Raw genomic sequence first — 26,836 nt, forward strand, 5'->3', positions numbered from 1 at the left:
CACCTTGCGTGGACGGTTCCCCCAATCTGCGGAGAGAAGGAGTAGTCATCGCGGCGAGCATAACCACGCGCGGTTCGATCTGTCAGGTGCCTTTCCCGTCCGGGTGCCTCTAGGGTTCGGTGCCGTGGCCACTTTGCTGATCGTCCATCACACGCCCTCGCCCAACTGCCAGACGCTGTTCGAGGCGATGGTCTCCGGTGCGTCCGCACCGGAGATCGAGGGCGTCCGCGTGGTGCGCCGCGCGGCCCTCGCCGCCACCGCCTCCGACGTCCTGGACGCCGACGGATACCTCCTGGCCACCCCGGCCAACCTGGGCTACATGTCCGGGGCGCTCAAGCACTTCTTCGACCAGGTGTACTACCCCTGCCTGGACACCACCCGCGGCCGGCCCTTCGGCTACTGCGTGCACGGCGGCAACGACGTCACGGGCGCGGTGCGCGGCATCGAGGCGATCACGACGGGGCTGGGCTGGCGCCGCGCGGCCGAGCCGGTGACGGTCACCGGGGCACCCGCCAGGAGCGATGTGGAGGCGTGCTGGGAGCTGGGCGCGACGCTGGCCGCCGGCCTGATGGAGTGAGCGGCGCCGGTCAGTCCCACAGCGGGTAGGTCACCGTCCGCGCGAGCCGCTCCGGCCGCTCGTCGGTGTAGGTGAGGCTGATCCGCCCGAAGCGCTGTTCGTCCGGGTGCTTCTTCCATGCCTGCGGCCGGTCCAGCCGGACCACCACCGGGTAGGCGTGGAAGGTGCCGGCCGCGCAGTACGGATCGCAGTCGTTGAGCCAGTTCACGCCCGTGGCCACCGCCGCCTTCCCGTCCCACTGCTTCCACTTCAGCGAGGCCAGCCGGCTGTTGCCGTCGCCGCAGGCCAGGATGAACTCGACGGGACGCACCTGACGGTGCCAGAAGCAGTCCACGAGCACGGGTTCCTCCGTGGACCGCGCGGTGACGCCCGCCGCGGCGGCCGTCGACGGTGGGACGGCGGGGGAGGCCGTGGCCGCGCCGAGGGACGCGAGGAGCCCGAGGGCGGCACAGAGCGTGACCGCCGATGTCGTGGTGTGTCTGCGCATGTCCGCTCCCGGCCGCCCGATCCGGCACCCGCCGCCGGCTACCGGCCGACGGCGCTTCACAGCCGACGCTACGACGCCCGGGCGACGGCGACCACTCGGACGGAGCAAGGCCGTGAGAAGGCCCTGCCGCGCCCGTGACGCGCGCCGCCGCCGGGGACGCCGCCTTCCGGCGCGCCACCACGACGAAAGCGACCGCTGACCGCCCGCCGGCCGGAGCCGGAACACCACGGGGCCGCCCCGCAGTGGCCTGGCTCACATGGCCATTCGGGCCCGGCACCGACACCATGGTCCCGTCACCGGCAGGCTGAAGGGATCCGCATGTTCCGCAAGGTGCTGGTCGCCAACCGAGGCGAGATCGCGATCCGGGCGTTCCGCGCGGGCTACGAACTCGGCGCACGCACCGTCGCCGTCTTCCCGCACGAGGACCGCAACTCGCTGCACCGGTTGAAGGCCGACGAGGCCCATGAGATCGGCGAGCCGGGCCATCCGGTGCGCGCCTACCTCTCCGTCGAGCAGATCGTCGGCGCGGCGCGCCGCGCGGGCGCGGACGCCGTCTACCCCGGGTACGGGTTCCTGTCCGAGAACCCCGAACTGGCCCGCGCCTGCGAGGAGGCGGGCATCACCTTCGTCGGACCGAGCGCCGAGACCCTCGAACTCACCGGCAACAAGGCCCGCGCGGTGGCCGCCGCCCGGGCGGCCGGCGTACCGGTGCTCGGCTCCACCGCCCCCTCCACCGACCTCGACGAACTGGTCCGCGCCGCCGACGGCATCGGCTTCCCGGTGTTCGTCAAGGCGGTCGCCGGCGGCGGCGGGCGCGGTATGCGCCGTGTCGAGGACCCGGCACACCTGCGTGAGGCCATCGAGGCGGCGTCCCGCGAGGCGGCCTCCGCGTTCGGCGACCCCACCGTCTTCCTGGAGAAGGCGGTCGTCGACCCCCGCCACATCGAGGTGCAGATCCTCGCCGACGGCCAGGGCGATGTCATCCACCTGTTCGAGCGTGACTGCTCGGTCCAGCGCCGCCACCAGAAGGTGATCGAGCTCGCCCCCGCGCCCAACCTGGACCCGGAACTGCGGGACCGGATCTGCGCCGACGCCGTGCGCTTCGCCCGCGAGATCGGCTACCGCAACGCCGGCACCGTCGAGTTCCTCCTCGACCGCGACGGCAACCACGTCTTCATCGAGATGAACCCGCGCATCCAGGTCGAGCACACGGTCACCGAAGAGGTCACCGACGTCGACCTGGTCCAGTCCCAGCTGCGCATCGCCGCCGGGGAGACCCTCGCCGACCTCGGCCTGTCCCAGGAAACGATCACCCTGCGTGGCGCGGCCCTGCAGTGCCGCATCACCACCGAGGACCCCGCCAACGGCTTCCGCCCGGACACCGGCCGCATCAGCGCCTACCGCTCCCCGGGCGGCTCCGGCATCCGCCTCGACGGCGGGACCACCCACGCGGGTACGGAGATCAGCGCGCACTTCGACTCGATGCTGGTGAAACTCACCTGCCGGGGGCGTGACTTCGCCTCCGCGATCGGCCGCGCCCGGCGCGCGGTCGCCGAGTTCCGCATCCGGGGCGTCGCCACCAACATCCCGTTCCTCCAGGCCGTGCTGGACGACCCCGACTTCCGGGCCGGACGCGTCACCACCTCGTTCATCGAGGAGCGCCCGCACCTGCTCACCGCCCGCTCCTCCGCCGACCGCGGCACCAAGCTGCTCACCTATCTCGCCGACGTCACCGTGAACCGTCCGCACGGCGAGCGGCCCGACCTGATCGACCCGGTCTCCAAGCTGCCCGCGCTGCCCGACGGCGAGCCGCCCGCCGGCTCCCGGCAGCGGCTCGTCACCCTCGGCCCTGAGGGTTTCGCCCGCTGGCTGCGGGAGTCACCCACGATCGGCGTCACCGACACCACGTTCCGCGACGCCCACCAGTCGCTGCTCGCCACCCGGGTGCGCACCAAGGACCTCCTCGCCGTGGCCCCGGCCGTCGCCCGCACCCTGCCCGAGCTGCTGTCCCTGGAATGCTGGGGCGGCGCCACCTACGACGTCGCGCTGCGCTTCCTCGCCGAGGACCCCTGGGAGCGGCTGGCCGCCCTGCGCGAGGCCGTGCCCAACATCTGCCTCCAGATGCTGCTGCGCGGCCGCAACACCGTCGGCTACACGCCCTACCCGACCGAGGTCACCGACGCCTTCGTGCAGGAGGCCGCGGCCACCGGCATCGACATCTTCCGCATCTTCGACGCGCTCAACGACGTCGACCAGATGCGCCCCGCCATCGACGCCGTGCGGGCCACCGGCACCGCCGTCGCCGAGGTCGCCCTGTGCTACACCTCCGACCTGTCCGACCCGAACGAGCGGCTCTACACCCTCGACTACTACCTGCGGCTCGCCGAGCGGATCGTCGAGGCCGGCGCCCATGTCCTCGCCGTCAAGGACATGGCCGGGCTGCTGCGCGCCCCCGCCGCCGCGAAGCTCGTGTCCGCGCTGCGCCACGAGTTCGACCTGCCGGTCCATCTGCACACCCACGACACCGCGGGCGGCCAGCTCGCCACCTACCTCGCCGCGATCCAGGCCGGCGCGGACGCCGTGGACGGCGCGGTCGCCGCCATGGCCGGGACCACCTCACAGCCCTCCCTGTCGGCGATCGTCGCCGCCACCGACCACTCCGACCGGCCCACCGGCCTCGACCTGCAGGCCGTCGGCGACCTGGAGCCGTACTGGGAGAGCGTCCGCAGGATCTACGCGCCCTTCGAGGCGGGCCTGGCCTCCCCGACCGGCCGCGTCTACCACCACGAGATCCCCGGCGGCCAGCTCTCCAACCTGCGCACCCAGGCCGTCGCGCTCGGCCTCGGAGACCGCTTCGAGGAGATCGAGGCGATGTACGCCGCCGCCGACCGCATCCTCGGCCGCCTGGTGAAGGTCACCCCGTCCTCCAAGGTCGTCGGCGACCTCGCCCTGCACCTGGTGGGTGCCGACGTGGCGCCGGAGGACTTCGAGGCGACCCCGGAACGCTTCGACATCCCCGACTCCGTCATCGGCTTCCTGCGCGGCGAGCTCGGCACCCCGCCCGGCGGCTGGCCCGAGCCGTTCCGCACCCGGGCGCTGCGCGGTCGCCCCGAGACCCGGCACGTACCGGACCTCACCGCCGAGGACCGCGAGGGTCTCGACAAGGACCGCCGGGCCACCCTCAACCGGCTGCTCTTCCCCGGCCCGACCCGAGACTTCGACACCCACCGCCACACCTACGGCGACACCAGCGTCCTGGACAGCAAGGACTTCTTCTACGGCCTGCGGCCCGCCAAGGAGTACGCCGTGGACCTGGAGCCCGGCGTGCGCCTGCTGATCGAGCTGCAGGCCGTCGGCGAGGCCGACGCCCGCGGTATGCGTACCGTGATGTCCACCCTCAACGGCCAGCTGCGGCCCATCCAGGTCCGCGACCGGGCCGCCGCCTCCGACGTCCCCGTGACCGAGAAGGCCGACCGCACCAACCCCGGGCATGTGGCGGCGCCCTTCGCCGGGGTGGTCACCCTCGCGGTCGCCGAGGGCGACGAGGTGGACGCCGGGGCCACCGTCGCCACCATCGAGGCCATGAAGATGGAGGCCGCCATCACCGCCCCCAAGGCCGGGCGGGTGTCCCGGCTGGCCATCCAGCGCATCCAGCAGGTGGAGGGCGGCGACCTGCTCGTCGAGCTGGCCTGACCGGCTCAGGTCTCCCGCGACGGGGCGTACACCGCGGCGTCCAGCCCGAACGTCCAGGCCACCCCCTCTCTCGCCGTCCGGGTCGTGGGCGGCACCCGCAGCCAGTAGGTGCGCCGGGTGCCGTCCGGCTCGGGCGTGGAGTTGACCACCTCCACCATCACCACCGGCTCGTCCCCGTCCAGGTCGATGCGCCACAGCGTGCCGGTCCCGTCCCGGTGCACCGGACGCGCGCCCGAGTCCGACAGATAGCGCTCATAGCCGTAGAACTCCAGCATCACCCGGCGCAGTTCGGCGTTCTCCTCGCAGCGGATACGCTCCGGGGTCAGCGTCCGCAGCTCCTGAAGGAAGGCGGCCGGGACCGGCATGCCCCGCCAGGCGTGCAGCGCGAAACCGTCGGAGTAGGCCAGGGCCGGGCCGTCACCCCGGTCGAGCCGTCCGGCCTCGTCCCGGTGCAGGGCCACCGGCCGCTCGCACACCACGGCCACCTTCGCGAACGGCCACCACCAGCCCGCGCTGCGGCACACCTCGGCCAGCCCGTCGAGCGCGGACTCCCGCGTGGGGAACGCCGCCAGCCACGCCGCGTCGTGCTGCCCGAGCACGGCGTCCAGCAGCACCAGCCGCACCTCCGCCGCCGCGCCGCCGCCGGCTTCGTCCAGCACACCCGCGCGGATGCGGTCGACCAGCGCCTGCGTCAGATCCCACAGCCGCCCGCCGGTCGCCGCCCAGTGAGCGGCCCAGCCCTCGGCACCCAACTGCTCACGCAGCCGCCGCCGTTCCCGCGCCCAGGGCGCACTGCGCACCGCCTCCCGCACACCGGGACCCGGATCCTCCAGGGCCCGCACCAGCGCGACCCCCTCCCGGGGCGACGCGGCCCACACCACCCGCTCCGGCTCCGCCAGCCCGGCCCGGCGGTACGCCAGCCGGATGCCGGCCTCCGCCCGCGCCCGGTCGGCCGGAGCCGTCGAGGCCGCCCACCCCCGCCACTCGGCCACCGCATCCACCGTCGCCCGCACCCTCACCTGAGTCACCGTCCGCTCCCTCGCCCTCAGTCCGCCACGATCCGCACGGAACCGGGCACGTACTCCCGCTGCCGGATCACCCGGTACCACCCCCTGGGCAGAGTGATCGTCGCGTGCTCCTCGTGCACCACCCGGCCGCCCTTCGGCAGATGCAGCAGCATCGGCCCGAACGGCCCCGGCTCGCGCACCAGATCACCCGGTCCGACCACCGCGTGGGCATGGCCCGTGACCTCGCCCAGCGCCAGGACCAGCCGGCCCCGCCCGTCGCGCGGCTCCCTCGGCGCGCCCGCGACATGAGGCGGAACCGCCTCCTCGGCCACGGACACGAGCAGGACATCTCCCTGCCGGTACATGGGTGCTCCCCTCCCGGCGGCACACCGCGCACCGCCTCCACACCACGACCGTACGACCCGCCACTGACAACGGCCCCGGACGCCGCCCCGCCGCCCGCCGTTGTCAGTGGCTGTTGGTACAACTGCGGCATCACCGACCGCATCCGCACCATCCTGGGAGCAGCCGTATGACCCTCGGCAACCACCTCGACCAGTTCCACCGGCTGCCCGCCCACACCTTCCCCGGCCCGGACGAGGCCGAGGACGGGCGCCTTCCCGAGCCGGACTCCGTCGCCTGGCGCATCACCAGCGATGTGTACGACGCCGACGAGGAGTGGGAGGCGGCCTTCGCCCGCTTCCTCGACGCGGTCGACACCACCAAGGTCGGCGCCCTGATCGTCGGCGCCTGGCAGGAGGCGTACGAGCACGACTCCTCCTCCGTCATCGAGGCGCTGCTCGCCGCCCGGGACCGGCTGCCCGCCCTGCGGGCGGTGTTCCTGGGCGACATGACCTCCGAGGAGTGCGAGATCTCCTGGATCTGCCAGACCGATGTCGCACCCCTGCTGGCGGGCTTCCCCGAGCTGGAGGAGCTCGGTGTGCGCGGCGGGTCGGGGCTGGCCTTCACCGCTCTGCGCCACACCGCGCTGCGGAAGCTGACCGTCGAGACCGGCGGCTTGCCCGTGGCGGCCGTGCGGGGCATCGGTGCCAGCGACCTGCCCGCGCTGGAGCACCTGGACCTGTGGCTGGGCACCCCCGATTACGGCGGCGACAGCGAGGCCGCCGACCTGGAGCCCGTTCTCTCCGGGGCCCGCCTGCCGAGCCTGCGTCATCTCGGCCTGCGCAACAGCGAGATGCAGGACGCCGTCGCCGCGGCCCTCGCCTCCGCCCCGGTCGTGGCCCGCCTGGAGGTGCTGGACCTGTCCCTGGGCGTCCTGACCGACGAGGGCGCCGCCGCCCTGCTCGGCGGCCAGCCCCTCACCCACCTCAAGAAGCTCGACCTGCACCACCACTACCTCAGCGAGCCCCTCGTGGACCGCATCCGGCAGACCCTCCAACCGGCGGGCGTCGACGTCGACCTCGACCGCGACGACGCCGACTGGGACGAGGACGACGACGGCACGGTGTGGCGCTACGTCGCCGTGGGCGAGTGACGGCCGTGCCCGGCGAGGCCCGCTTCGCGGTGGTCGGCAACCCCGAGAACCGCCGCGTCGCGCTCTTCACCCAGGCCGTACGCGCGGCCGGACTGCCCGGACCGCGCGTCGTCGCCTGGGCGGACGTACTCACCGCCGGCGGCGCCGACTTCGCGCCCGAGGAGCTCGTCCGCCTCGACTCCCCGGGCGAGAACGCCCACGTCGACCGGCTGCTGCGGGGCACCGACGACCCCACCCGGGTCGAGGGCTCGGCCCGCTGGTACACCGCGTTCACCGCCGCGCTGCACGGCCTGCGCGGCGGCGTCCGCCTCGACGACCCGGACGAGCTCGCCGTGCTGTTCGACAAGCGCCGCTGCCACGCCGTCCTGCACGGCGCGGGCGTGCCCGTGCCCGCCTCACCCACCTCCGGCGCCGCCGCGCCGCCGGTGCGCGGCTGGGACGACGTACGCGCCCTGATGCGCGAACACCGCATGCCCCGGCTGTTCGTGAAGCCCGCCCACGGCTCCTCCGCCTCCGGCGTGCTCGCGGTGGAGGCGGCCGGCGGCGGCCGGATCCGCGCCACCACCTCCGTCGAACTCGCCCAGGACGGACGGCTGTTCAACTCCCTGCGCGTCCGCCGCTACCACGACGAGCGGGACATCGCCGCCATCGTCGACGCCCTCGCCCCGGACGCACTGCACCTGGAGCGCTGGCTGCCCAAGGCGTCCCAGCGGGGCCGCGCCGCCGACCTGCGCGTCGTCGTGGTGGCCGGCCGCGCCACCCACGCCGTCGTGCGCACCAGCACCTCGCCGCTCACCAACCTCCACCTGGGCGGCCGGCGCGGCGACCTCGACGCGGCGCGCACCGCCGTAGAGTCGGCGGGCGCCCGCTGGACGGACGTCCTCGACGTCTGTGAGCGGGCCGCGGCCTGCTTCCCGCGCACCCTGTGCGTAGGCGTCGACCTGCTGCCCGCCGTCGGCTGGCGCCGGGTCGCCGTCGGCGAGGTCAACGCCTTCGGCGACCTGCTGCCCCGCCTGACCGGACTGCCCGGCAGCGGCGCCGAGGGACGCGACACCTACGCGGCGCAGGTCGCCGCCGTCCTGAGCCACCACGTGCCGTCGCGAGACCAGGACGACCAGCTTCACCAGCGCCACTGGCACCACCAGCACCACAACAGAACGGACGCCCATGCGATCGCCTGAACCGGACATGAACCGGCCGGACATGAACCGGATCGTCGGCAGCCACGACCTCCTCCTCGTCACCCTCGACACCCTGCGCCACGACGTCGCCGCCGAACTCGCGGCCGCCGGCCGCATCCCGAACCTGGCCCGCCACCTCCCCGGCGGCCACTGGGAGGAACGCCACGCCCCCGGCAGCTTCACCTACGCCTCCCACCAGGCGATCTTCGCCGGCTTCCTGCCGACCCCGGCCGCCCCGGGCCCGCACCCCAGGCTGTTCGCCGCACGCTTCGCCGGCAGCGAGACCACCGCCGACGGCACCTATGTGTACGACACCCCCGACCTGGTCTCCGGCCTCGCGAAGGCCGGCTACCACACGGTCTGCATCGGGGGAGTGGGATTCTTCAACAAGCAGGCCCCGCTCGGCTCGGTCCTGCCCGGCCTCTTCCAGGAGTCCCACTGGGAACCCGAGTTCGGCGTCACCTCGCCCACCTCCTTCGAGTCCCAGGTGACCTGCGCGGAGCGTGTCGTGCGCCGACTCCCCGCCGAACAGCGCCTCTTCCTCTTCGTCAACGTCTCGGCCCTGCACCAGCCCAACTGGTTCCACCTGCCCGGCGCCACCCGCGACGCCGGCGACACCCGGGAGACCCACGCCGCCGCACTGGAGTACGTGGACCGGCACATCGGCCGCCTCTTCACCGCCGCGAGCAGCAGACGCCGCTGCCTCGCCATCGTCTGCTCCGACCACGGCACCGCCTACGGCGACGGCGGCTACACCGGCCACCGGCTCGGCCACGAGTCCGTCTGGACCGTGCCCTACGCGCACTTCTTCCTGGATCCCGAAAGCCGCACCACCGCCGAGGCCACCCGATGACGACCGCGACCTCCCCGTACCAGCACTACGTCTACGCCTACCCCCACAAGACGGCCTACCGGCGTCTGGACGACCGCCCGTCGCTGAGCGCCCTGTGGGCGCGGGAGCCGAAGGACTCCCTCTCCCTCTACCTGCACATCCCCTTCTGCGAGGTCCGCTGCGGCTTCTGCAACCTGTTCACCCGCATCGGCGCCCCGGACGGCCTGACCACCGCCTACCTGGACGCCCTGGACCGCCAGGCGACCGCCGTCCGTGAAGCCCTCGGCGACACCGACCCGGTCCGCTTCGCCACCGCCGCGTTCGGCGGCGGCACGCCCACCTTCCTCACAGCCACCGAGCTGGAGCGGCTCTGCGACATCGCCGAGCACCGGATGGGCGCCGACCTGCGCGGCATTCCCCTCTCCGTGGAGGCGTCACCCGCCACGGCCACCGCCGACCGCCTGGCCGTCCTGGCCGCGCGCGGCACCACCCGGCTGAGCCTCGGCGTCCAGAGCTTCGTGGACACCGAGGCCCGCACCGCCGTACGCCCGCAGCGCCGCACCGACGTGGAGGCGGCCCTCACCCGGATCCGGGACACCGGAATCCCCGTGCTGAACATCGACCTGATCTACGGCATCGACGGCCAGACCGACCAGACCTGGCGGCACTCCCTGGACGCGGCGCTCGCCTGGCGCCCGGAGGAGCTCTACCTCTACCCGCTGTACGTCCGCCCTCTCACCGGCCTCGACCGCCGCCGGCCGTCCGAACCGGACCCGGCCTGGGACGAGCAACGGCTGCGCCTGTACCGCCTCGGCCGCGACCACCTCCTCACACACGGCTATGTGCAGCACTCGATGCGCATGTTCCGCCGCGCCGACGCCCCGCCCCAGGGCGCGGACGACTACGCCTGCCAGACCGACGGCATGATCGGCCTGGGCTGCGGCGCCCGGTCGTACACGGCGAAGCGGCACTACAGCTTCGACTACGCCGTCGGCATGCACGAGATACGCGCCATCATCGACGACTACGTCTCCCGCCCCGGCGCCGACTTCGCGCACGCCGAGCACGGCCGCCGCATCGACGCGGACGAGGCACGCCGCCGTCACCTCCTGCAGTCCCTGCTCCAGGCGGGGGGACTGCCCGTCGACGACTACCGCGCCCGTTTCGGCAGGCTCCCGCACGACGACTTCGGCCCCGAACTCGACCGCTTCGCCGACCGAGGCTGGCTGGAGCAGGACGGCAGCCGGCTGCGACTGACCCCGGAGGGGCTCGCCCACTCCGACGCGATCGGCCCCGAGCTGTTCTCCCCGGCCGTACGGGCCGCCATGGCCGAGTACGAGCGGAAGTAGGCGGCCCGCGATGGACCTCACCCTCCTCTACCGGGGCCCGCTGGCCTCCTGCGACTACGACTGCCCCTACTGCCCCTTCGCCAAGCGGCGCGACAGCACGGCCCAGTTGCGTGCCGACCGCGCCGCGCTGGAACGCTTCACCGACTGGGCCGCCGACCAGACCGGCGACCACCTGTCACTCCTGTTCACCCCATGGGGCGAGGGCCTGGTCCGCTCCTGGTACCGGCGAGCCCTGGTCCGGCTGTCCCACCTGCCCCACATCCGGCGCGTGGCGATCCAGACCAACCTCAGCTGCCGCACCGACTGGCTCACCGACGCCGACCCGGACACCCTCGCCCTGTGGTGCACCCACCACCCCGGACAGACCCCCTACGACCGCTTCCTGACCAAGTGTCACGACCTGGCGGAACGCGGCATCCGCTTCAGTGTCGGCATCGTCGGCCTGCCCGAACACCTCGACACGGCCCGTCGGCTCCGCTCCGACCTGCCCGATCGGATCTACCTGTGGGTGAACGCCGCCGAGGGCCGCACCTACGACGACGAGGAAGCCGCCCGCTGGACCGCCCTCGACCCGCTCTTCCCCTACAGCCGCCACCCGCACCCCAGCGCCGGGCTGCCCTGCCGCACCGGCGAGTCGGTGCTCTCGGTCGACGGCGAGGGCACCGTCCGCCGCTGCCATTTCGTCCGCACTGAACTGGGCAACCTCTACGACGGCTCCTACCGCGCGGCCCTGCGCCCCCGCCCCTGCCCCCTCGCCGTCTGCGACTGCCACATCGGCTACGTCCATCTGGAAACCCTGCCGCTCTACGACGTGTTCGCGGGCGGCGTCCTGGAACGCGTTCCGGCGCGGGTACGGGAAACCATGTGACCGAGGCCGAGGCGGGCCCGGGGGCCGCACCTCGCCGGCCGGCACGGTCAGTCGTCGAGGGCGTCCAGGACGTCGCCGAGGTCGACGAACTTGAAGTTGGTGGCGTCCCGGTCGCCGTCGTCGGGCGCGTCATGCCCGTCCTGGACGACGAGCAGGCCGTTCGGGAACCTCCGCCCGAGCGGCTTGTTGAGCGCGGCAGCCCCGTCGCACTCCTCCGAGCCGTCCAGCGCGGCGGAGGCCGCGGTGACGCGGAAGCCGCCCTCGTACTCGTTGCGGTCGCTCAGCTCACGGTCATAGGCGGCGAAGCTGTCGTCGCCCTGGCTGGAGGCCAGTAGATAGCCGTCGCCGTCGGACTCCGTGATCAGGGTGAGGCCCTCCACGTCGGCGGTGAGGCGGGAGCCGCCGTAGCCGGGGTCGGCACCGGCCTCGCACTCCTCGGTGTCCTCGTCGTAGACGGCCGGGACGCCGTACTCCCGCACCTTGTCGAGGAGGTGCGGCGTGCCCTTGAGGTCGGCGCGCAGCCGCCAGATGCCGACGTCCTCCTGACCGGCGTAGAGCATGCCGTTGGCGGGGTCGACGACCATGCCCTCGACCTGGGGGAGTTCGCCGGGCTCGGCGCAGGGGGACCATGTGGTGCCGTCGGGGAGGGTGAAGGCGGAGGGCAGGCTCAGGGTGCGGACGGTGCGGTAGTCCACGCGGCCGTCGGCGGTGGGGGTGAGCTCCAGCAGGGCGATCGTGGTGCGCTCGCGGCGGCTGACCAGGGCGTAGGAGCGGCCGCTGGCCCGGTCGGTCCAGGTGGCGAGGCCGTACGCGGTCCGCTGCTCGTTGATCTCGGCCTGGTCGGCGGAGAACACCGGCGCGGCGCCCGGGGCGGTGACGTCGGTGAGCGGGCGGTCGGGCCGGTTCGGGTCGATGCGGTGGACGCGCAGCCGGTCGTTGCCGCGGTCGGTGGTGACGGCGAGATCGGCACGGCCGGTGCTGAGCCGCACCCCGTGGAGCAGGTCGACGTTGTTGAAGCGGCCGGGGGCGTCGTCGGGGCCGGGGCCCGCCGGGGCGGGGATCGACTGCACCAGGCGGGCGTCCAGGTCGTAGACGCGCAGTCCGCCCTGCTTGGCGGTGGCGACGACGAGGCTGCGGTCGGGCGCGGCGGCGTTGCGCCAGATCGCCGGGTCGTCGGCGTCGGCGTCGCCGCCCGCCTCGTCGTCGTACAGGGTCGGTGTCTCGACCCGCGGCTGGACGGCCGGCAGGGGCTCGTCGGCGTCCGCGGTGCCCGGCACCGCGGCGAGCAGGGCGAGCGCGGCCGCCACCGCGGGAAGGGTGAATGCGCTTCGGCGGTGTCTCAGCATGCGGTACATGAGGTCACTCCATGGTCGAAGGCATGACAAGCAATCGATGATCTTGCTGTCGGCGGACGACCATGGCGCGACGCGGACATGACGGGACGGGGTGCGGGGCGCGAACTCCGCGTGCGTCGAGGGGAGTCGGTCGCGCTCAGAGACGCGACAGCACCTCCGTGACCTTGGTGTGCACCACCGTGCGGGCCTCGTCGGGGAGCGAGCCGAGGTCCGTGTCCGCGAGAGAGGCGAGGACCGCGGCGGTGTCCGCGCCGTCGCAGTCGAGGGTCGCGGTGAGGACGTCGTAGCCGTCGCGGACGGCGACCCGGAGCCGCCGCGAGCCGTCCTCGGCGTGCACGGCGGCGGCGACCACCAGCGGCGGGGGCCCGCCCACCTCACCGGGCTCCTTGAAGTAGGTGCCGGCCAGCGGCTCCCGCCAGCGGATGCGGAGCAGCACGGGGCGCTTCGCCACCACCTCGGCGAGGTCGGTGTCATAGACGCCGTTCTGGTCCACGACCGTCGCCCGGGCGTCCAGGACGAGAGCCGGGGGGAGCAGACAGCGCAGCGTGCTGCCCACGAGGTTGCCGCCGACGGTGGCCGTCCGGCGTACGGCGCCCGTGCCCACCGTGCCGGCCGCCCGGCGCAGCACCTTGGGGACCCGCTCGTCCACCTCGCTCAGCAGCACGGCCGAGCCCAGCTCCTCGGGCCCGACCGTGGTGGCTTCCGGCACCTGACGCAGCGACATGACCTGCTGGGGGAACCCGTCCCGCTGGAACGTCGCCCACAGCAGCGTCGCGCCGCCTATCGGCACCGCCCCTTCGGCGACGCATTCCTGCACTTCGGACACGGACGTGGGCACACGCAACAGCACAGCGGCCGACCTGCTTTCCCGAAGGGTGCGCGTGGGGGCGCGACACATGATCACGGACAACGGCATTCTCCCCGGGGCGGGAGGGGCGCATGCAGAGTTCACCGCAGCACGCGCGCGCCCCGCGTGCGCGGGTCCGGAGGGCCGGTCGGCCCGGCGCGGCGGCCGACCGGCCGCTCCTCGACCGTGCTGCTCACTCCCCGTCGAACGGTCGGCGGCGTCACGCCCGAAGGGGACCCGCCGTCTCCACGATGTCGTCGGCGGCGACGTCGTGCAGCCGTATGGCGAGGTCCTCCAGGGCCCGGCTGGCGGCGAGTTCGTCACCGATCTCCGGGATCGGACGGTCGATCGGGTTGCGCCGCGCGGCGCCCCGGCCGGTGATGGTCGACGTGCCGTGGGTGTTCAGCACGGCACGCGCGCGTGTGTCGTCGCCGTCCTCGGTGATGTAGATCTCCACGGTCCACTGCTTGTCTTCCACTGTCATCGCCTCCGTGCAGGTTTCCCCCACTTCTCAGGCTGCGTCCACGCGCGTGGCGCGTCCAGTGCGGCGCGGTCAGCGGTTCACGGTCAGCGGCACCGTGTCGACCGTGACCGGCCTGCCGTCCTCGGGTGAGTAGAAGTAGGCCGTCAGCACACCGGCACCGCTGCCGCCGGCCCGGTACGGGAACGTCACGTCGAACGTGCCGCGCGTCCCGCTGCCGGACGTGGCCATGACCTGCACGTCCGCGGCCGTGCGACCGTTGACGTCCGTGACCTTCAGCCGGAACTCGGCCTCGAAGGTGTTGGCACTGCCCCACACTCGTACAGGGGTACGAATGCTGTCGCCGATGAGCGGGGACTCGATCAGAACGACCGGCGCGACATCCTCGAAGTCCGCCCGTCCTACGGGACGGTTGAGGACGATGCCCTCGCCGCCGAACGCGGTGACGGGCTTGCCGTCGAGCTGGAAGCGCACCTTGTCGATGGTGGGGTGGCGGGTCACCGTGAAGACGACCTGCGCGAGCCGGGCCCGCATCGAGAGGGTGCCGCCGCCGTCGTCGTAGCGGCCGGAGAGGTCGACGGTCGCCACCCGGTCACGGACCGAGAGCGAGCGCAGGGTCGTACCCGACGGAATGGCCGTCGTCCGCCCGTGCCGGCTCTCGTAGTCGCTGGGGCCCGCCAGCAGGGCGCGCAGGGAACCCGCGGCGGTGGCCGGGCCGGTGACCGTGCGTGGCGCGGCCGAGACGAACTCGCCGTGCATGAAGTACACCGCCGTGCTCACCCGCCGGGGAGTGGGTTCGGGGGGCCTGCTCGTCGGCGGCGAGGCCGCCGGGGGCGTTCCCGGGGCGGTGGTGTCGGTGCCGGCGCCGGTACCGGTCTCCGCTGGTGTGGACGTACCCGTCGGCGTGCTCGGCGCGGGCGGTGAGGTGGTGGTCGGCGACGCACCGGAGGTGGAGTTGGAGTCGCAGGCCCCGACCGACAGGAGCGGCAGGGCCAGCGCGGGGATCAGAAGGATGCGGACGCGCCCGCGAAGGCGCGCAGCCGGTTTTTCGCCACTCATGGAAGCCTCCTGCGACCCTCTCAGGAAACCGCGTCCCAGGCCCGCTGACCAGTGCTGAACGGCCCCGATCCACAGTGCGCGCGCCGCGGTCGCTGCCGCAACCGGCACCACCCGTGGAGCCGGTGCGCGTGTCTGGAGGAGATGTGCGGCGAACGCGGTGACCTGGTTGGTGTGTTGCCCCGGTCAGGTGATTGGATCTGCCCGGTGAGGGCGACGGTTCCTTCACTGCAGGAAACAGGAACAGAACGAGGAAAGTCGGGAACGGGGAACATGCGAAGGACCATGACCGGTGCGGCCCTGCTCGTCTCGGCGGCCGTGCTGGTGACGGGATGCGGCGGCGACAGCGGTGACACGGGCACGGGCGACGACCGGCCGACGGCGTCCCCGAGCGCCGCGCCGCCGGCCGCGGGCGGCGGCGCGACCCATGAGGTGACCCTGGAGGTCGCCGGCGAGGGCTCCACCCAGATCATGTACCACGCCGAGAGCGACGGCTTCGCCCAGGAGCAGCTGCCGTGGACCAGGACGGAGACGGTCCGGCTCACCGAGGCCGAGCAGAGGGTGGGCTACCTTGTGACCCTCCTCCCCGGCTCGGTCAAGGCGGCCGACGGGACGCTCCAGCAGGCCCCCTGCGTGATCAAGGTCGACGGCAAGCAGGTCGCCGACAACGACGAGGGCAAGGACCCCAAGGGCTGCACCTACACCATCAAGTAGCGCGGCCCGCCCCCAGACCGGCGGCCGCCGTGCCCCAGGCTGCGGTGACCGCCGAGTGCGCCTGAAGAGTGCGGGTACGGCGGTCCCCGGTCAGGGTGAGCGGCGCACCCGCGTGCACATGGACGCGGGGACGGCGCAGGGGAGAGGTCAGCAGCCCCGCGAGCTGCTGGGCGGGCCGTCCGGAGACGATGCGGCGGGCGCCCGCCTGACCGAGGGGGACGACGGGCGCGCCCGTCCGCTCGGTGAGCCGGGCCAGGCCGCTGCGGAACGCGCCGGGAGCGCCCTCCCCGGAATCGGTACGCCGCGGCAGGCACCCCTCCGGATAGATGAGCAGTACACGCCCCTGTTCCAGCGCCTGGACGGCGAGCCGGAGCGCCACCGCGGCGCGCCGGTCGTGGCGGTGCACGGGGATGTGCCCCTCACGGGCCAGCAGTCCGCCGAGCACCGGGATCCGCCACAGCCCGGCCGCGGCCATCACCGTCGGCCGGATGCCGAGGCGGTGCAGGGCGGCGAGCACCACGGCGGGGTCCGCGAGGGAGGTGTGGTTCGCGGCGATGATGCTGCCCGGCGCGAAACAGGCCCCGGGCTCCGTCGTGACGGTCAGCCGCCCGGCGGTCGGGACGAGCGTATGGGCAAGACGGCCGAGCATGGGTTCTCCTGGACACGACGACGATGATGATCGCCATCATCGGCACCGGGCGCGGGACGCGCCTGAGTACGCGTACTCGGCTTCGGCGCCGCGGGAAGGTCCCGGGGGTAGGGTGACCGTTCGAGATCTTGGCGGCTTCCGGCGTGACGGGGACGGTAGTGGCGGGACTGGCGCGACGGGTACGGCTGTGGTGGCCGTCGCTGCTGGCCGCACACCCCGCCCGTGCGGTCGTCGTGGCCTTCGCCCTGGTGATCCTCGTCGGCACCGCGCTGCTGACCCTGCCGATCGCCTCGGCGGACGGCGGCGCCACCGGAGTCGAGACCGCGCTGTTCACCGCCACCTCCGCGGTGTGCGTCACGGGCCTGGTCGTCGTGGACACCGGCACCTACTGGAGCGGCTTCGGCGAAGGCGTCATCCTCGCCCTGATCCAGGTCGGCGGCTTCGGCATCATGACCATGGCGTCCCTGCTGGCCCTGCTCGTCTCCGGACGGCTGCGGCTGCGCATGCAGCTGACCGCGCAGGCGGAGACCAAGAGCCTGGGCATCGGAGACGTACGACGCGTCCTGCTCGGCGTCGCCGGCACCACCCTCGTCGTCGAGCTCACCGTCGGCGCCCTGCTGGCCCTGCGGTTCCGCTTCGGATACGACGAGGACATCGGCAGCGCCGTGTATCTCGGCTACTTCCACGCCGTGTCGGCCTTCAACAACGCCGGCTTCGGGCTGCACGCCGACAGCCTCACCCGCTACGCCCAGGACGCCTGGGTCAGCCTGCCGGTCGCGGCCGCCGTGATCCTCGGCGGCATCGGCTTCCCCGTCCTCCTGGAAGTCCTGCGCCACCGCCACCGCAGGCGCACGACCGGGCGCCGCAACTGGACCCTGCACACCAAGCTCACGGTCATCACCACCGCCGTGCTGCTCGGCGCGGGCACGGTCCTGACCTGCCTGCTGGAGTGGTCGAACGCGGGCACGCTCGGCTCGCACACCGTGCCGGAGAAGATCCTCGACGGCTTCTTCCACTCGGCGATGAGCCGCACGGCCGGCTTCAACGCGGTCGATGTCGGCGCGATGCACGCCTCGACGCTCCTGACGACCTGCGTCCTGATGTTCATCGGCGGCGGCAGCGCCGGAACCGCCGGCGGCATCAAGGTGACCACCTTCGCGGTGCTGGCCGCCGCCATGTACGCCGAGGTGCGCGGCGAGCCGACCTCGTCCATGCTGGGCCGCAGGCTCGCCCCGCACACCCTGCGCCAGGCGCTGACCGTGGCCCTGCTCGGCGTCGGCCTGGTCATGGGGGCCACCCTCTTCCTGCTCACCCTCACCGACGAGCCCACGGAGGCGGTGCTGTTCGAGGTCGTCTCCGCCTTCGGGACGGTGGGTCTGTCCACCGGCATCACCGCCGACCTGCCCGCCGCCGGGCATCTGCTGCTGACCCTCCTGATGTTCATCGGCCGCCTCGGCCCGATCACCCTGGTGTCGGCGCTCGCTCTGCGGGAGCGCACGCGCCGCTACGAACTGCCCGAGGAGCGACCCGTCATTGGTTAACTACCTGCACGCACTGCGCCAGCGGCGCCGCAAGCGCCTCGCCGACAGCTTCACCAGGGTCACCGGAGACCAGCGGGTGGCGGTCATCGGCCTCGGCCGCTTCGGCTACTCCCTGGCCAGTGAACTGATGCGGCGCGGCTGGGACGTCCTCGGTCTGGACACCGACGCCCGGCTCGTGCAGAAGTACAGCGACAACCTCACCCATGCCGCCGTCGCCGACTGCACCGACCCGGAGACCCTGCGCCAGCTCGGTGTCCACGAGTTCACCAGCGCCGTGGTCGGCATCGGCAGCTCCGTCGAGGCGAGCATCCTGGTCAGCACCAATCTGCTCGCGGCCGGCGTGCCCAACATCTGGGCCAAGGCGATCAGTAGGCAGCACGGCCAGATCCTGGAACGCCTCGGCGTCCACCACGTCGTCCTGCCCGAGCACGAGATGGGTGAGCGCGTCGCCCACCTCGTCACCGGCCGCATGCTGGACTTCATCGAGTTCGACGACGACTACGCCCTGGTCAAGACCATCGCCCCGGACGTCGCCACCGGCGTGCCTCTGGGCCGCAGCCAGGTCCGCAGCCGGTTCGGCGTCACCGTCGTCGGCATCAAACGTCCCGGCGAGGACTTCACCTACGCCACCGCCGAGACTGTCGTCCAGAAGGGCGACGTCATCGTCGTCACCGGTAAGACGCACGCGGTGGAGTCCTTCGCGGAACTCGCCTGATCGGGATGCTGCTGCCGAGGGCCGACAGGATGCCGCCCTCGATCGGGGTGGAGTCACCACCAGGGTGAGGACCAGCAGGGCGCCGACGACCCGCACGGAGAGGGCGACCGCCAGGCCCGGCACGATCACGAAGAGGAAGGGCAGGGCCCGCACCGGCACCCCGCGGGCCTCGGCGAGGTCCGGATCGGGGCTGCGGGGTGTCGACGGCGACGACCTGGCCGGTCAGCAGGCAGGTACAGCGGCACGGGCCCGGTGACGGCCACGGCCTCGCCGCTGCGCTCCGCCTTGATCCGTCGGCCTCGGCCAGGGCCACCGCGATGCGGTCGGCGACCTTGCCGACGGTGGGGAGGTCGTACCAGACGTGCTCGTTGAGCCTCGCCGCCCGCGGGGGCGGTCGGTCCGAGACCTCGACCGCGTCGATCACCTGGGCGGAGGAGTTGCCGGCGCTCTCGAGCATGCGGTCGACGAAGTCGTCGTATCCGCCGCCGTTGTCCAGGACCACCTCGGCCTTGGAGAGCACCAGCTGGTCGCGGGTGTCAACCTCCTAGGAGTGCGGGTCCTGGTCGGGTCGCCGGCGATCCGCGTGACGATGTCGCCCTACAGGCCCGTGGAGGCGACCACGGTCACCTCGGCGCGGCGGCCGCCTTGCCCGCGGAGTCCGATGAGCTGCCGCAGGCCGCCGGCAGGCGCCGGCCGGCAGCGCCGGAGGGCGGGCCGGGGACGTGGACATGGATCCTCCGGAGTTCGGGTCGCCCCTGGTTGACCGCTGGTCAGCCGGTGGTCGGCGACGACGAAACCCGCAGGGAGGGAGCCGGGCCGGTCGGGAAGCGGGTCCCCGACGGAAGTTCCTCGGGTGCCTCCTCCAGATGCTGCGCGGTGGTGCCGCCCGGTCCGCCGCTCGGCGCGCCCGCTCCGGTGGACAGCCAGGACCACGCCCCGAGCGCGACGGTGATCACAGCGGCTGTGGCGACGACCCGGCCGATCCGCCGAAGCCTCTCCCGGCCGTCCAGATCGCGCCAGGCCGGGCCGGCCCACGGGTCCTCCGGCTGCCAGAGGTCGCCGACCGCGTCCGCCGCGCGGTCGGCCGCCCGCTCGGCGCCGAGCGGCCCGGGACGCCCTTCCTGCGCCCTCTCGCGCGCCGAGGGCTCCCTGGGGGCCGACGTACGGATGGCGTGCTCGCTGTCCGTCAGGAACTTCAGCCACACGTCCTCGGCGCCGGACGGTGTGCCGTCCGGTTCCCCGGGTGTTCGCCCGCCGTCCGGCTGTCGATCGGTCACGGTCCTCACCTTTCCCTCTGCGTCAGGCGCTCCCCGCCGGCGGCTTCGAGGCGGACGAAGGAGACGGCTCGGCCCGCCTCACAGTACGACGCCTCGCCGTTGTCGGTGGGCAGACCCATGAACGCGCACAGCCGACAGGCCGTCCGGGGGTGCCGGCGAGCGTAGTCCGCCATGATCCCGGCGCCCTCGTCGGGTGTCGGAAAGCGGGCCGTGACGGTGTGCCGGCTGTTGCCGCTCTGGATTCAGGGTCTTCGGCTGCGCGCGCAGATTCCGGTACCAGTCGGCCTGCGGCCCGAAAGGGACTTCGCACCCGGCGAGAAGCTCCTGCCGTACACCGACGGCGTCACCGAGGCCCGCGACGAGCACGGCCTCTTCTACCCCGTCGGCGAGCGGGCGCACCTGCTGAAGGATCCCGACGCGCACCGCGCCCTGGAGTCCCTGCGCGCGGACATCGCCCAGCACACCGGCGGTCCGCCGCACGACGACGCGGCGATGCTCCTGCTGCGCTACCACGGTCACGGAGGCGGCACCACGGTCGTGGACAGGGAAGAACCGCTTCCCGGCGGGTGAGTGGGCGCGGGCCCCGGCGCGGTAGAAAGGACACATGCCGGAGCGTGAGACCCCCGCGGGGGCGCTGGACGATGTCGATGCGGTGACCCGTGCCGTGCTGTCCGCGTCCCGCCTGCTGGTCGCGGTCTCGGCCCGCTCCCTCTCCGCGGTCGAGGAGCGGGTGACACTGCCGCAGTTCCGGATGCTGGTGGTGCTGTCCACCCGCGGCACCGCCAAGCTGGTCACGCTCGCCGATCTGCTCCAGGTGGCGCCGTCCACCGCCATGCGGATGGTCGACCGGCTGATCGCGGCCGGACTCGCCGAGCGGCACCTCAACCCCGGCAACCGCCGTGAGACGCTGCTCCAGCTCACGGACGAGGGACGGCGCACGGTCGCCGACGTCACCGCCCGGCGCCGCGCCGAGATCGCCGCGATCGTGGCCAGGCTCGACCCCGCCCAGCGACTGGCCCTGGTCGAGGCCCTGACCGCCTTCAACGGGGCGGGCGGCGAGCCCCCCGCCCCGGCGGCCGACGACGCGGAACCGCACCCGCTGGGCTGGGCGGTCGACGTCCCGGCGTCCCGCGGCACATGATCCCCTGATTCCGTGTCCCGTCCCGTCCGGGCTCATTTGCATTGTGCAAGAATTGAACAGACGGTCATGCGAACACGTGGGGGGACACCGGCACATGGCGGACGCGTTCGGAGAGCGGCGTACGAGATCGGCGGGACCGGGGCTCGGCCCCTGGGACTGCCCGCAGCCTCCGGGGCGCTCGCGGGGGAGGACCGCTCCGGTGGTCGTGCACCAGCCGACCGGCGCGGGTGGCCGGCAGGTGTCCGTCGGGGGGCGGCCGGTGGGCGTGGCACGCAGCGTGGCGGACGTCCTGACCGTGGTACAGCGGGTCGGCATCGACCTCGACCACGAGGAGGCGGGGAGGACCCCGCTGATCGAGTGGCGCGGAGGAGGGCCGGCCGTCTGGCCGCAGCCCTGCGCCGCCACTCCCTGAACGACGTCGACGCGATCGCCGTGGAGCGGTCAGACCGCGACCTCCGACCTGCGGAAGGTCTGCCGGTACGCCGAGGGCGGCACGCCGATCGCGTCGGCCAGGTGCTGCCGCAGTGACGCGGCCGTGCCGAACCCGGAGCGCTCCGCCACCTGGTCGACGGGCAGGTCGGTGCTCTCCAGAAGCCTGCGGGCCTGCTCCACGCGCTGCCGGATCAGCCATTGACCCGGCGTCATGCCCACCTCGTCCCGGAACCGGCGCGAGAAGGTCCGGGTGCTCATCCGGGCCCGCTCGGCGAACTCGGCCAGCGTGATGGGGCGGTGCAGCTCCCTGAGCGCCCACTCGCGGGCCGTGGCCGTGCCGGAGTCCGTGGGCGGGGGCACCGGACGCTCGATGAACTGCGCCTGCCCGCCCTCACGCCACGGCGGGACGACGCACAGGCGCGCCACATGGTTGGCGACCTCGCTGCCGTGGTCACGGCGCACCAGGTGCAGACACAGGTCGATGCCGGCCGCGACACCCGCGGCGGTGAGCACATCGCCGTCGTCGACGAACAGCACATCGGGATCGAGCCCCACCTGCGGGAAACGGGCCCGGAACGCCTCGGCCCCGTGCCAGTGGGTGGTCGCGGGGCGGCCGTCGAGCAGCCCGGCAGCCGCCAGGACGTACGCGGCGGAACAGAACGAGACGATCCGGGCGCCCGGCCGCAGCAGGGCCAGCGCGTCGGCCAGCGGAGCGGGCAGCCAGTCCTGGTCCGCCTCGTCCGGGCCGCAGGTGAACGGCGGGATCACCAGGGTGTCGGCGGTCGCGACGACCTCGGCCGTGTGCTCGACGGCGACCGAGAAGTCGGCGCTGGTACGCACGGCACGCCCGTCGAGGCTGCAGGTGACCACCTCGTACAGCGGCCGGCCGTCGGCGTCGACGGCCGTGTCGAAAATGCGGGCCGGAATGCTCAGTTCGAACGGATAGACGCCTTCGAGCGCCAGAACCACGACACGATGCATGGCGAGATCCTTGCACATGTTGGCGATCCGGACACTCGATGGGGTGACCCGTCCCCGGCAGAGTTGATCACGCAAGCCACTTCAACCAGGCCCTGCTCCAAGGGCTTTGACCTGTCAGGAGACAGACATGCGTGCCATCAGCCAGGACGTGCTCGGCGGACCCGAGGTCCTGAAGGTCGTCGAGGTCGACCGCCCCGAGCCGGGCATCTCGGAGGTCCTGGTCCGGGTCCACGCCGCCGGCGTCAACCCGACCGACTACTGGCACCGCCAGACCGGCGGACTGTACGACCGCCCGATACGGCTGGGCTGGGACGTGTCCGGCGTGGTGGAGGCCGTGGGGCTCGGCGTGACCATGTTCCGGCCCGGCGACGAGGTGTACGGCATGCCGCGACTGCCGCAGCCGGCCGGCACGTACGCCGAGTACGTCGTCTCCCCGGCCCGCCACCTGGCCCGCAAGCCGACGAACCTGACCCACACCGAGGCCGCCGCGGTACCGCTGGTGGCGCTCACGGCATGGCAGTCGCTCGTCGACACCGCCGACGTCCGGCCGGGACAGCGGGTGCTGGTGCACGCGGCGGCGGGCGGCGTGGGGCACCTGGCCGTGCAGATCGCCAAGCAGCGCGGCGCGTATGTGATCGGCACCGCCAGCGCCGCCAAGCACGACTTCGTGACCGGCCTCGGCGCCGACGAGGTCATCGACTACACCCGGGAGGACTTCGCCGAGACCGTCCGCGACATCGACGTGGTCGTCGACACGATCGGCGGTGAGTACGGCCCGCGGTCGCTGCGCACGCTGCGCCCCGGCGGCCTCGTGGTCTCGCTCGCCTCGCCCGAGGAGGCCGCCCTCGCCGAGGCCGCCGAACCGCTGGGCCTGCGCGCCGGCTTCACCATCGTCGAACCGGACCACGGCGCCCTCAAGGAGATCACCGCGCTCATCGAGGCCGGCCGGCTGCGCGCCGTCGTCGACACCGTGCTGCCCCTCGAAGAGGCGGCCAAGGCCCACGAGATCGGCGAGCGGGGACGCACGGCCGGCAAGATCGTGCTGACGGTCGCCGGCTAGGTGCGCCGTCCGGGACGTCGGTGACGGGCGACCCCGCGGCGCCTGCCCGGGCCCGGCGCGCGGGCGCGGGGTACGCCGTGATTGCCGGGAGGCGCCCCGGGTACCCAGGTGGGGCGCCGTCCGGCGGCGTACGCGACGACCCCCGCTGGTGGTGTGGCGATGAAGCTGTCCTTCCTGCAACCCCTGACCGAGCCGGGTCCCTGGGCCGGCGTCTACCTCGACACCTCCCGGGACATCGACGATCCCGACCGGGCGATCGCCCTGCGCTGGCGGCACCAGCGGGACGTCCTGCGCGCCGAGGGCGCCGACCCGGACACCGTCGCCGCCCTGGGGGACGCCGTCGGAGCGGACCGCGAACTGCCCGGCCGGCACGGACAGGCCCTCTTCGCCACCCGCGGGCACCTCGTCCTCGCCGAGCCGCTGCCCGAACCGCCCGAGCGGGACTCCGCCCGGTTCGGCAGCCTGCCCGACGCCCTGCCCCTCGCCGTCCAGCACGCACCCGACATCGCCTACCTGGCCGTGGCCCTCACCCGCGACGACCCCCTCCTGGAGGCCATCGGGGAGAACCGCCCGGTGCACGACATACTGCTCGCCTACGAGCCCGGCCGGTGGCCGATGAGCAGGGTCGCCCCCGGGCAACGCACCACTCACCTGGCACGGCTGGAGGACTGGCAGGAGGCAGCCCGCCGCTTCGCCGGGGAACTCGCGGACGCGGCCGACCGCTGCCGCGCCGAGGCCGTCGTGCTGCGCCGGGACGCGCACGACGCATGGCTGTCCGGCCTGCTGGTCAACCGGCTGCCCCGGCACCTCCAGAACGCCACGGTGGTCGTGGAGGACGAGCAGGACACCGACATCGGCGCCGACACCGGCCGCGGACTGATCGAGGAGCACCTGGCCGGGGTGCTGCACGGGCGGCTGAGCAAGGGCGACCAGCGCGTCGTGGACGCCTTCCTCGCCCAGCGCGCCCGCCACCGCACCCGGTCCGAAGGCGTCCGGGCCGTCGTCACCGCCCTGCAGCGCGGCCAGGCCCAGGCGGTGCTGCTCAGCCTGCCCACCCGGCTCCCGGAGCGGCTGTGGACGGGCTCGGAGGCGGGCCGGCTGGCCCTGTCCGCGGCCGAGCTGGAGGCGTACGGGGCGAGCGCCGTCGCGGAGGAGCCGGCCGGCGCGGTCCTGCTGTCCGCCGTCCTGTCCACCGGGGCCGACCTGGTCGTGCTGCCGCCCGACGAGGCAGCTCTGGCCGACGGGCTGGGCGCCGTGCTGCGCTACCACGACATCGCCGACCTGGCCGCCGTATAGGCCCGCGGCGGCGTGTTCCACCGCCGGGCCGCCGGCGCGGCGCCGCGGTGATCCCGTCCGCGCCGAGCGGTGCCGGAGCCGGTGTGGCGCGGCCCTACCGCTCGGGAGGCGGACCGGGCTCGGTGAACAGCGTGCCGAACTCGTCGGGCAGACAGCTCCGCAGGTCGGCCTCCAGGCTCGTGTCGTCGGCGGTGACCCGGGAGAGCACGATCTGCGACAGGAAGAGAGCCTGCTCCGGCGTCCCGCCCGCGGGACGGGCGACCTCGGCCAGCAGATCGGTCAGCCGCCCGGCGGAACGCTCCGTCGGACCGGCTCCGCCCGACACCAGGGCGATGTGCTCGTGCGTCGGCACGGCCTGGCGCAGATGCTCCCGACGCGGTTCGTCGAGACGGCGGCTCACCGCCGCGAGGACGAGGTGAACGGCCGCGTCGGCGGCCTCCGTGTCGTCCAGTCGCGCCCGCGCCGACACGTCTTCCACCAGTTGCTGATGGCTGATCATGTTGCCTCCCGCTGGTGCGGCCGGAGCGCTGCCCGCGGAGTGCGGACCGCACCGCCGGCCCCCTGGGACTCCGCTGCGCCGAGTGCCCGCCTGCTCGGCACGTACACGGCCCACCGTGGCCCGTACCGTCAGGGAACCCGTCGGCGGCTCAGCGCGGGCTGCCGGCCCGCCCCCGGGTCGCGGACGTCAGCCACGCCGTGACCCGGCTGACGTCGGACTGGGTGACGATGCCGACGAGCCGGCCGTCGGCCGCCAGGACCAGGCCACGGCGGGCGGGACTGGCGTCGAGCTCGGTCACCAGGTCCACCAGCGGGTCCTCGGGGGCGGCGGTCGGAATGTCGTCGAGGGGCGTCATCACCGCCGCGACCGTCGTCACGCCGCGCTCCGACACGGGCACCAGGCCGGCCCGATTGACGCCGACCACCCCCGTGGGGCGGCCCATGGGGTCGATGACCGGGAAGGCCGAGTGCCGGTAGAGCCAGTGGGGGCCGGTCAGGAACTCCTGGACGGTCGCCGTGTCCGGCACCGTCACCGGATCGGCGGTCATCGCCTCCCGGACCGGCACGGAACCGAGCAGCTCCCGCAGCTTGGCCTGCCCGCCCTCGGCGGTCGCCATGGCGATCATGAACCAGCCGATCAGCATGATCCACAGGCCGTCCACGGCCGCGCCGGCGAACACCAGGTACACCCCGGCGGCGACGAGCAGCCAGCCGAAGGCGCGGCCCGCGCCGGTGGCGACCGCGGTGGCGCGCAGCCGGTTCCCGGTCCTCCACCACACGACGGCCCGCAGCAGCCGACCGCCGTCCAGCGGCGCGGCCGGCAGCGCGTTGAACACCGCCAGCAGGATGTTGATGGCGGCCAGCCAGGCGAGCACCTCCACCAGCGGACCCGCCCCGAACGCCTGCCCGAACAGGAAGGTCAGCAGCCCGAACCCCACGCCCAGGAGCAGACTGACCAGCGGCCCGACGCCGGCGATGCGCACTTCGGCCGCCGGGCTCGGCGCCTCGCTCCTGAGCCGGGCCGCGCCGCCCAGCAGCCACAGCGTGATGTCCTCGACGGTCACACCGTTGCGGCGTGCCACGATCGCATGGCTCACCTCGTGGGCCAGCAGCGACAACAGGAACACCACCGCGGCGCCCAGACCCAGCGCCGTGTACAGCCAGGCGGAGCGCCCCGGGTGCGCGTCCGGCAGACGTCCGGCGCCCAGCCCGAAGACGATCAGCGCGAAGATGAACAGCACGCTCCAGTGCACACCGACGCGGATCCCCGCCACACGCCCCAGCGTGAACGTCGCCTTCATCGC

26 protein-coding genes and 4 pseudogenes are annotated in these 26,836 nt (G+C 73.4%); 15 read left to right on the forward strand and 15 right to left on the reverse strand.

What is annotated here, in order from left to right; all coding sequences use genetic code 11:
• Nucleotides 1-124: 124 nt before the first annotated feature.
• A complete protein-coding gene (locus ACH5AC_RS34495; protein WP_398866254.1) occupies nucleotides 125-577 on the forward strand; it encodes a flavodoxin family protein in 453 nt (150 codons plus the stop codon).
• 10 nt (nucleotides 578-587) lie between these two features.
• Here the strand turns inward: ACH5AC_RS34495 and ACH5AC_RS34500 are convergent, their stop codons facing one another.
• Nucleotides 588-1,064, reverse strand: coding sequence for a hypothetical protein (locus ACH5AC_RS34500; protein ID WP_398866255.1), 477 nt, complete (start codon nucleotides 1,062-1,064; stop codon nucleotides 588-590).
• Between the two features lie 318 nt (nucleotides 1,065-1,382).
• Between ACH5AC_RS34500 and ACH5AC_RS34505 the strand changes: the two genes are divergently transcribed.
• Nucleotides 1,383-4,757, forward strand: a complete 3,375-nt coding sequence (locus ACH5AC_RS34505; protein WP_398866256.1) for a pyruvate carboxylase — start codon at nucleotides 1,383-1,385, stop codon at nucleotides 4,755-4,757.
• A gap of 5 nt (nucleotides 4,758-4,762) precedes the next feature.
• Here ACH5AC_RS34505 and ACH5AC_RS34510 read toward each other — a convergent pair whose 3' ends face one another.
• Together ACH5AC_RS34510 and ACH5AC_RS34515 are read right to left on the reverse strand one after the other, a co-directional pair.
• The gene (locus ACH5AC_RS34510) at nucleotides 4,763-5,785 is read right to left on the reverse strand and encodes a DUF6745 domain-containing protein (RefSeq protein ID WP_398866258.1); all 1,023 of its coding nucleotides are present in this window, start codon (nucleotides 5,783-5,785) and stop codon (nucleotides 4,763-4,765) included.
• A gap of 17 nt (nucleotides 5,786-5,802) precedes the next feature.
• Entirely contained in the window at nucleotides 5,803-6,129 is a 327-nt protein-coding gene (locus ACH5AC_RS34515; protein ID WP_398866259.1) for a hypothetical protein, read from the reverse strand.
• A gap of 167 nt (nucleotides 6,130-6,296) precedes the next feature.
• Here ACH5AC_RS34515 and ACH5AC_RS34520 point away from each other — a divergent pair, with 167 nt between their 5' ends.
• The 5 genes from ACH5AC_RS34520 to ACH5AC_RS34540 are packed head-to-tail and all read left to right on the forward strand — an operon-like array spanning nucleotide 6,297 to nucleotide 11,489.
• Nucleotides 6,297-7,259, forward strand: coding sequence for an STM4015 family protein (locus tag ACH5AC_RS34520; protein WP_398866261.1), 963 nt, complete (start codon nucleotides 6,297-6,299; stop codon nucleotides 7,257-7,259).
• Nucleotides 7,256-8,440 (forward strand): STM4014 family protein, encoded by a 1,185-nt coding sequence (locus ACH5AC_RS34525; RefSeq protein WP_398866262.1) that lies wholly within the window; start codon nucleotides 7,256-7,258, stop codon nucleotides 8,438-8,440. Before ACH5AC_RS34520 ends, ACH5AC_RS34525 begins: the two co-directional genes overlap by 4 nt.
• A gap of 22 nt (nucleotides 8,441-8,462) precedes the next feature.
• Entirely contained in the window at nucleotides 8,463-9,293 is an 831-nt protein-coding gene (locus tag ACH5AC_RS34530) for an STM4013/SEN3800 family hydrolase (RefSeq protein WP_398866325.1), read from the forward strand.
• Complete coding sequence (locus ACH5AC_RS34535; RefSeq protein ID WP_398866263.1) at nucleotides 9,290-10,621, forward strand: STM4012 family radical SAM protein; 1,332 nt, start codon at nucleotides 9,290-9,292, stop codon at nucleotides 10,619-10,621. The genes ACH5AC_RS34530 and ACH5AC_RS34535 overlap by 4 nt, the downstream gene beginning before the upstream one ends.
• A gap of 10 nt (nucleotides 10,622-10,631) precedes the next feature.
• Nucleotides 10,632-11,489 (forward strand): STM4011 family radical SAM protein, encoded by an 858-nt coding sequence (locus ACH5AC_RS34540; protein ID WP_398866264.1) that lies wholly within the window; start codon nucleotides 10,632-10,634, stop codon nucleotides 11,487-11,489.
• Between the two features lie 47 nt (nucleotides 11,490-11,536).
• Here ACH5AC_RS34540 and ACH5AC_RS34545 read toward each other — a convergent pair whose 3' ends face one another.
• The 4 genes from ACH5AC_RS34545 to ACH5AC_RS34560 form a co-directional block, all read right to left on the reverse strand.
• Entirely contained in the window at nucleotides 11,537-12,844 is a 1,308-nt protein-coding gene (locus ACH5AC_RS34545; RefSeq protein WP_398866265.1) for a phytase, read from the reverse strand.
• Nucleotides 12,845-12,980: 136 nt separating this feature from the next.
• The gene (locus ACH5AC_RS34550) at nucleotides 12,981-13,694 is read right to left on the reverse strand and encodes an FAD binding domain-containing protein (protein WP_398866266.1); all 714 of its coding nucleotides are present in this window, start codon (nucleotides 13,692-13,694) and stop codon (nucleotides 12,981-12,983) included.
• A gap of 217 nt (nucleotides 13,695-13,911) precedes the next feature.
• Nucleotides 13,912-14,175 carry a DUF1876 domain-containing protein gene (locus tag ACH5AC_RS34555; protein ID WP_398866267.1) on the reverse strand — a complete coding sequence of 88 codons (264 nt, stop codon included), beginning with the start codon at nucleotides 14,173-14,175 and terminating at the stop codon, nucleotides 13,912-13,914.
• A 69-nt stretch (nucleotides 14,176-14,244) separates the two neighbouring features.
• The gene (locus tag ACH5AC_RS34560) at nucleotides 14,245-15,231 is read right to left on the reverse strand and encodes a GerMN domain-containing protein (RefSeq protein ID WP_398866268.1); all 987 of its coding nucleotides are present in this window, start codon (nucleotides 15,229-15,231) and stop codon (nucleotides 14,245-14,247) included.
• Between the two features lie 270 nt (nucleotides 15,232-15,501).
• On the opposite strand from ACH5AC_RS34560, the gene ACH5AC_RS34565 reads away from it, so the two are divergent.
• A complete protein-coding gene (locus ACH5AC_RS34565) occupies nucleotides 15,502-15,942 on the forward strand; it encodes a hypothetical protein (protein WP_398866269.1) in 441 nt (146 codons plus the stop codon).
• On the opposite strand, the gene ACH5AC_RS34570 is transcribed toward ACH5AC_RS34565, so the two are convergent.
• Nucleotides 15,935-16,591, reverse strand: a complete 657-nt coding sequence (locus ACH5AC_RS34570; RefSeq protein WP_398866270.1) for a lysophospholipid acyltransferase family protein — start codon at nucleotides 16,589-16,591, stop codon at nucleotides 15,935-15,937. The two genes, ACH5AC_RS34565 and ACH5AC_RS34570, sit on opposite strands and share 8 nt — an antisense overlap.
• Before the next feature lie 143 nt (nucleotides 16,592-16,734).
• Here ACH5AC_RS34570 and ACH5AC_RS34575 point away from each other — a divergent pair, with 143 nt between their 5' ends.
• Nucleotides 16,735-18,132, forward strand: a complete 1,398-nt coding sequence (locus ACH5AC_RS34575) for a TrkH family potassium uptake protein (protein ID WP_398866271.1) — start codon at nucleotides 16,735-16,737, stop codon at nucleotides 18,130-18,132.
• Nucleotides 18,125-18,847 carry a potassium channel family protein gene (locus tag ACH5AC_RS34580; protein ID WP_398866272.1) on the forward strand — a complete coding sequence of 241 codons (723 nt, stop codon included), beginning with the start codon at nucleotides 18,125-18,127 and terminating at the stop codon, nucleotides 18,845-18,847. The genes ACH5AC_RS34575 and ACH5AC_RS34580 overlap by 8 nt, the downstream gene beginning before the upstream one ends.
• On the opposite strand, the pseudogene ACH5AC_RS34585 reads toward ACH5AC_RS34580, so the two are convergent.
• The 4 genes and pseudogenes from ACH5AC_RS34585 to ACH5AC_RS34600 form a co-directional block, all read right to left on the reverse strand.
• Nucleotides 18,846-19,054 (reverse strand): annotated as a pseudogene (locus ACH5AC_RS34585) (metal ABC transporter permease); the annotation flags it as partial. The gene ACH5AC_RS34580 and the pseudogene ACH5AC_RS34585 sit on opposite strands and share 2 nt — an antisense overlap.
• Before the next feature lie 133 nt (nucleotides 19,055-19,187).
• A pseudogene (locus ACH5AC_RS34590) lies at nucleotides 19,188-19,367 on the reverse strand (ABC transporter substrate-binding protein); the annotation flags it as partial.
• A gap of 250 nt (nucleotides 19,368-19,617) precedes the next feature.
• On the reverse strand, nucleotides 19,618-20,124 hold the full coding sequence (locus ACH5AC_RS34595) for a hypothetical protein (protein WP_398866273.1): 507 nt from the start codon (nucleotides 20,122-20,124) through the stop codon (nucleotides 19,618-19,620).
• Between the two features lie 5 nt (nucleotides 20,125-20,129).
• Nucleotides 20,130-20,421, reverse strand: a pseudogene (locus tag ACH5AC_RS34600) (nitroreductase family deazaflavin-dependent oxidoreductase); the annotation flags it as partial.
• Nucleotides 20,422-20,427: 6 nt separating this feature from the next.
• Here ACH5AC_RS34600 and ACH5AC_RS34605 point away from each other — a divergent pair.
• From ACH5AC_RS34605 to ACH5AC_RS34615, 3 genes and pseudogenes are all read left to right on the forward strand, one after another.
• Nucleotides 20,428-20,694: pseudogene (locus ACH5AC_RS34605) on the forward strand (SpoIIE family protein phosphatase); the annotation flags it as partial.
• A 34-nt stretch (nucleotides 20,695-20,728) separates the two neighbouring features.
• Nucleotides 20,729-21,265 carry a MarR family winged helix-turn-helix transcriptional regulator gene (locus ACH5AC_RS34610; RefSeq protein WP_398866274.1) on the forward strand — a complete coding sequence of 179 codons (537 nt, stop codon included), beginning with the start codon at nucleotides 20,729-20,731 and terminating at the stop codon, nucleotides 21,263-21,265.
• A gap of 199 nt (nucleotides 21,266-21,464) precedes the next feature.
• Nucleotides 21,465-21,677, forward strand: a complete 213-nt coding sequence (locus tag ACH5AC_RS34615; protein WP_398866275.1) for a hypothetical protein — start codon at nucleotides 21,465-21,467, stop codon at nucleotides 21,675-21,677.
• 29 nt (nucleotides 21,678-21,706) lie between these two features.
• Here the strand turns inward: ACH5AC_RS34615 and ACH5AC_RS34620 are convergent, their stop codons facing one another.
• Nucleotides 21,707-22,678 carry a GlxA family transcriptional regulator gene (locus tag ACH5AC_RS34620; protein ID WP_398866276.1) on the reverse strand — a complete coding sequence of 324 codons (972 nt, stop codon included), beginning with the start codon at nucleotides 22,676-22,678 and terminating at the stop codon, nucleotides 21,707-21,709.
• 127 nt (nucleotides 22,679-22,805) lie between these two features.
• Between ACH5AC_RS34620 and ACH5AC_RS34625 the strand changes: the two genes are divergently transcribed.
• Nucleotides 22,806-23,738, forward strand: coding sequence for an NADP-dependent oxidoreductase (locus ACH5AC_RS34625; protein ID WP_398866277.1), 933 nt, complete (start codon nucleotides 22,806-22,808; stop codon nucleotides 23,736-23,738).
• A gap of 159 nt (nucleotides 23,739-23,897) precedes the next feature.
• The gene (locus ACH5AC_RS34630) at nucleotides 23,898-25,034 is read left to right on the forward strand and encodes a hypothetical protein (RefSeq protein WP_398866278.1); all 1,137 of its coding nucleotides are present in this window, start codon (nucleotides 23,898-23,900) and stop codon (nucleotides 25,032-25,034) included.
• 94 nt (nucleotides 25,035-25,128) lie between these two features.
• Here ACH5AC_RS34630 and ACH5AC_RS34635 read toward each other — a convergent pair whose 3' ends face one another.
• Both ACH5AC_RS34635 and ACH5AC_RS34640 read right to left on the reverse strand, forming a co-directional pair.
• Nucleotides 25,129-25,533, reverse strand: coding sequence for a DUF2267 domain-containing protein (locus tag ACH5AC_RS34635; RefSeq protein ID WP_398866279.1), 405 nt, complete (start codon nucleotides 25,531-25,533; stop codon nucleotides 25,129-25,131).
• 148 nt (nucleotides 25,534-25,681) lie between these two features.
• Complete coding sequence (locus ACH5AC_RS34640) at nucleotides 25,682-26,833, reverse strand: site-2 protease family protein (protein WP_398866280.1); 1,152 nt, start codon at nucleotides 26,831-26,833, stop codon at nucleotides 25,682-25,684.
• Nucleotides 26,834-26,836 lie beyond the last annotated feature (3 nt).

Source organism: Streptomyces sp. NPDC018693 (assembly GCF_044391385.1).
Taxonomy (GTDB): Bacteria; Actinomycetota; Actinomycetes; order Streptomycetales; family Streptomycetaceae; genus Streptomyces.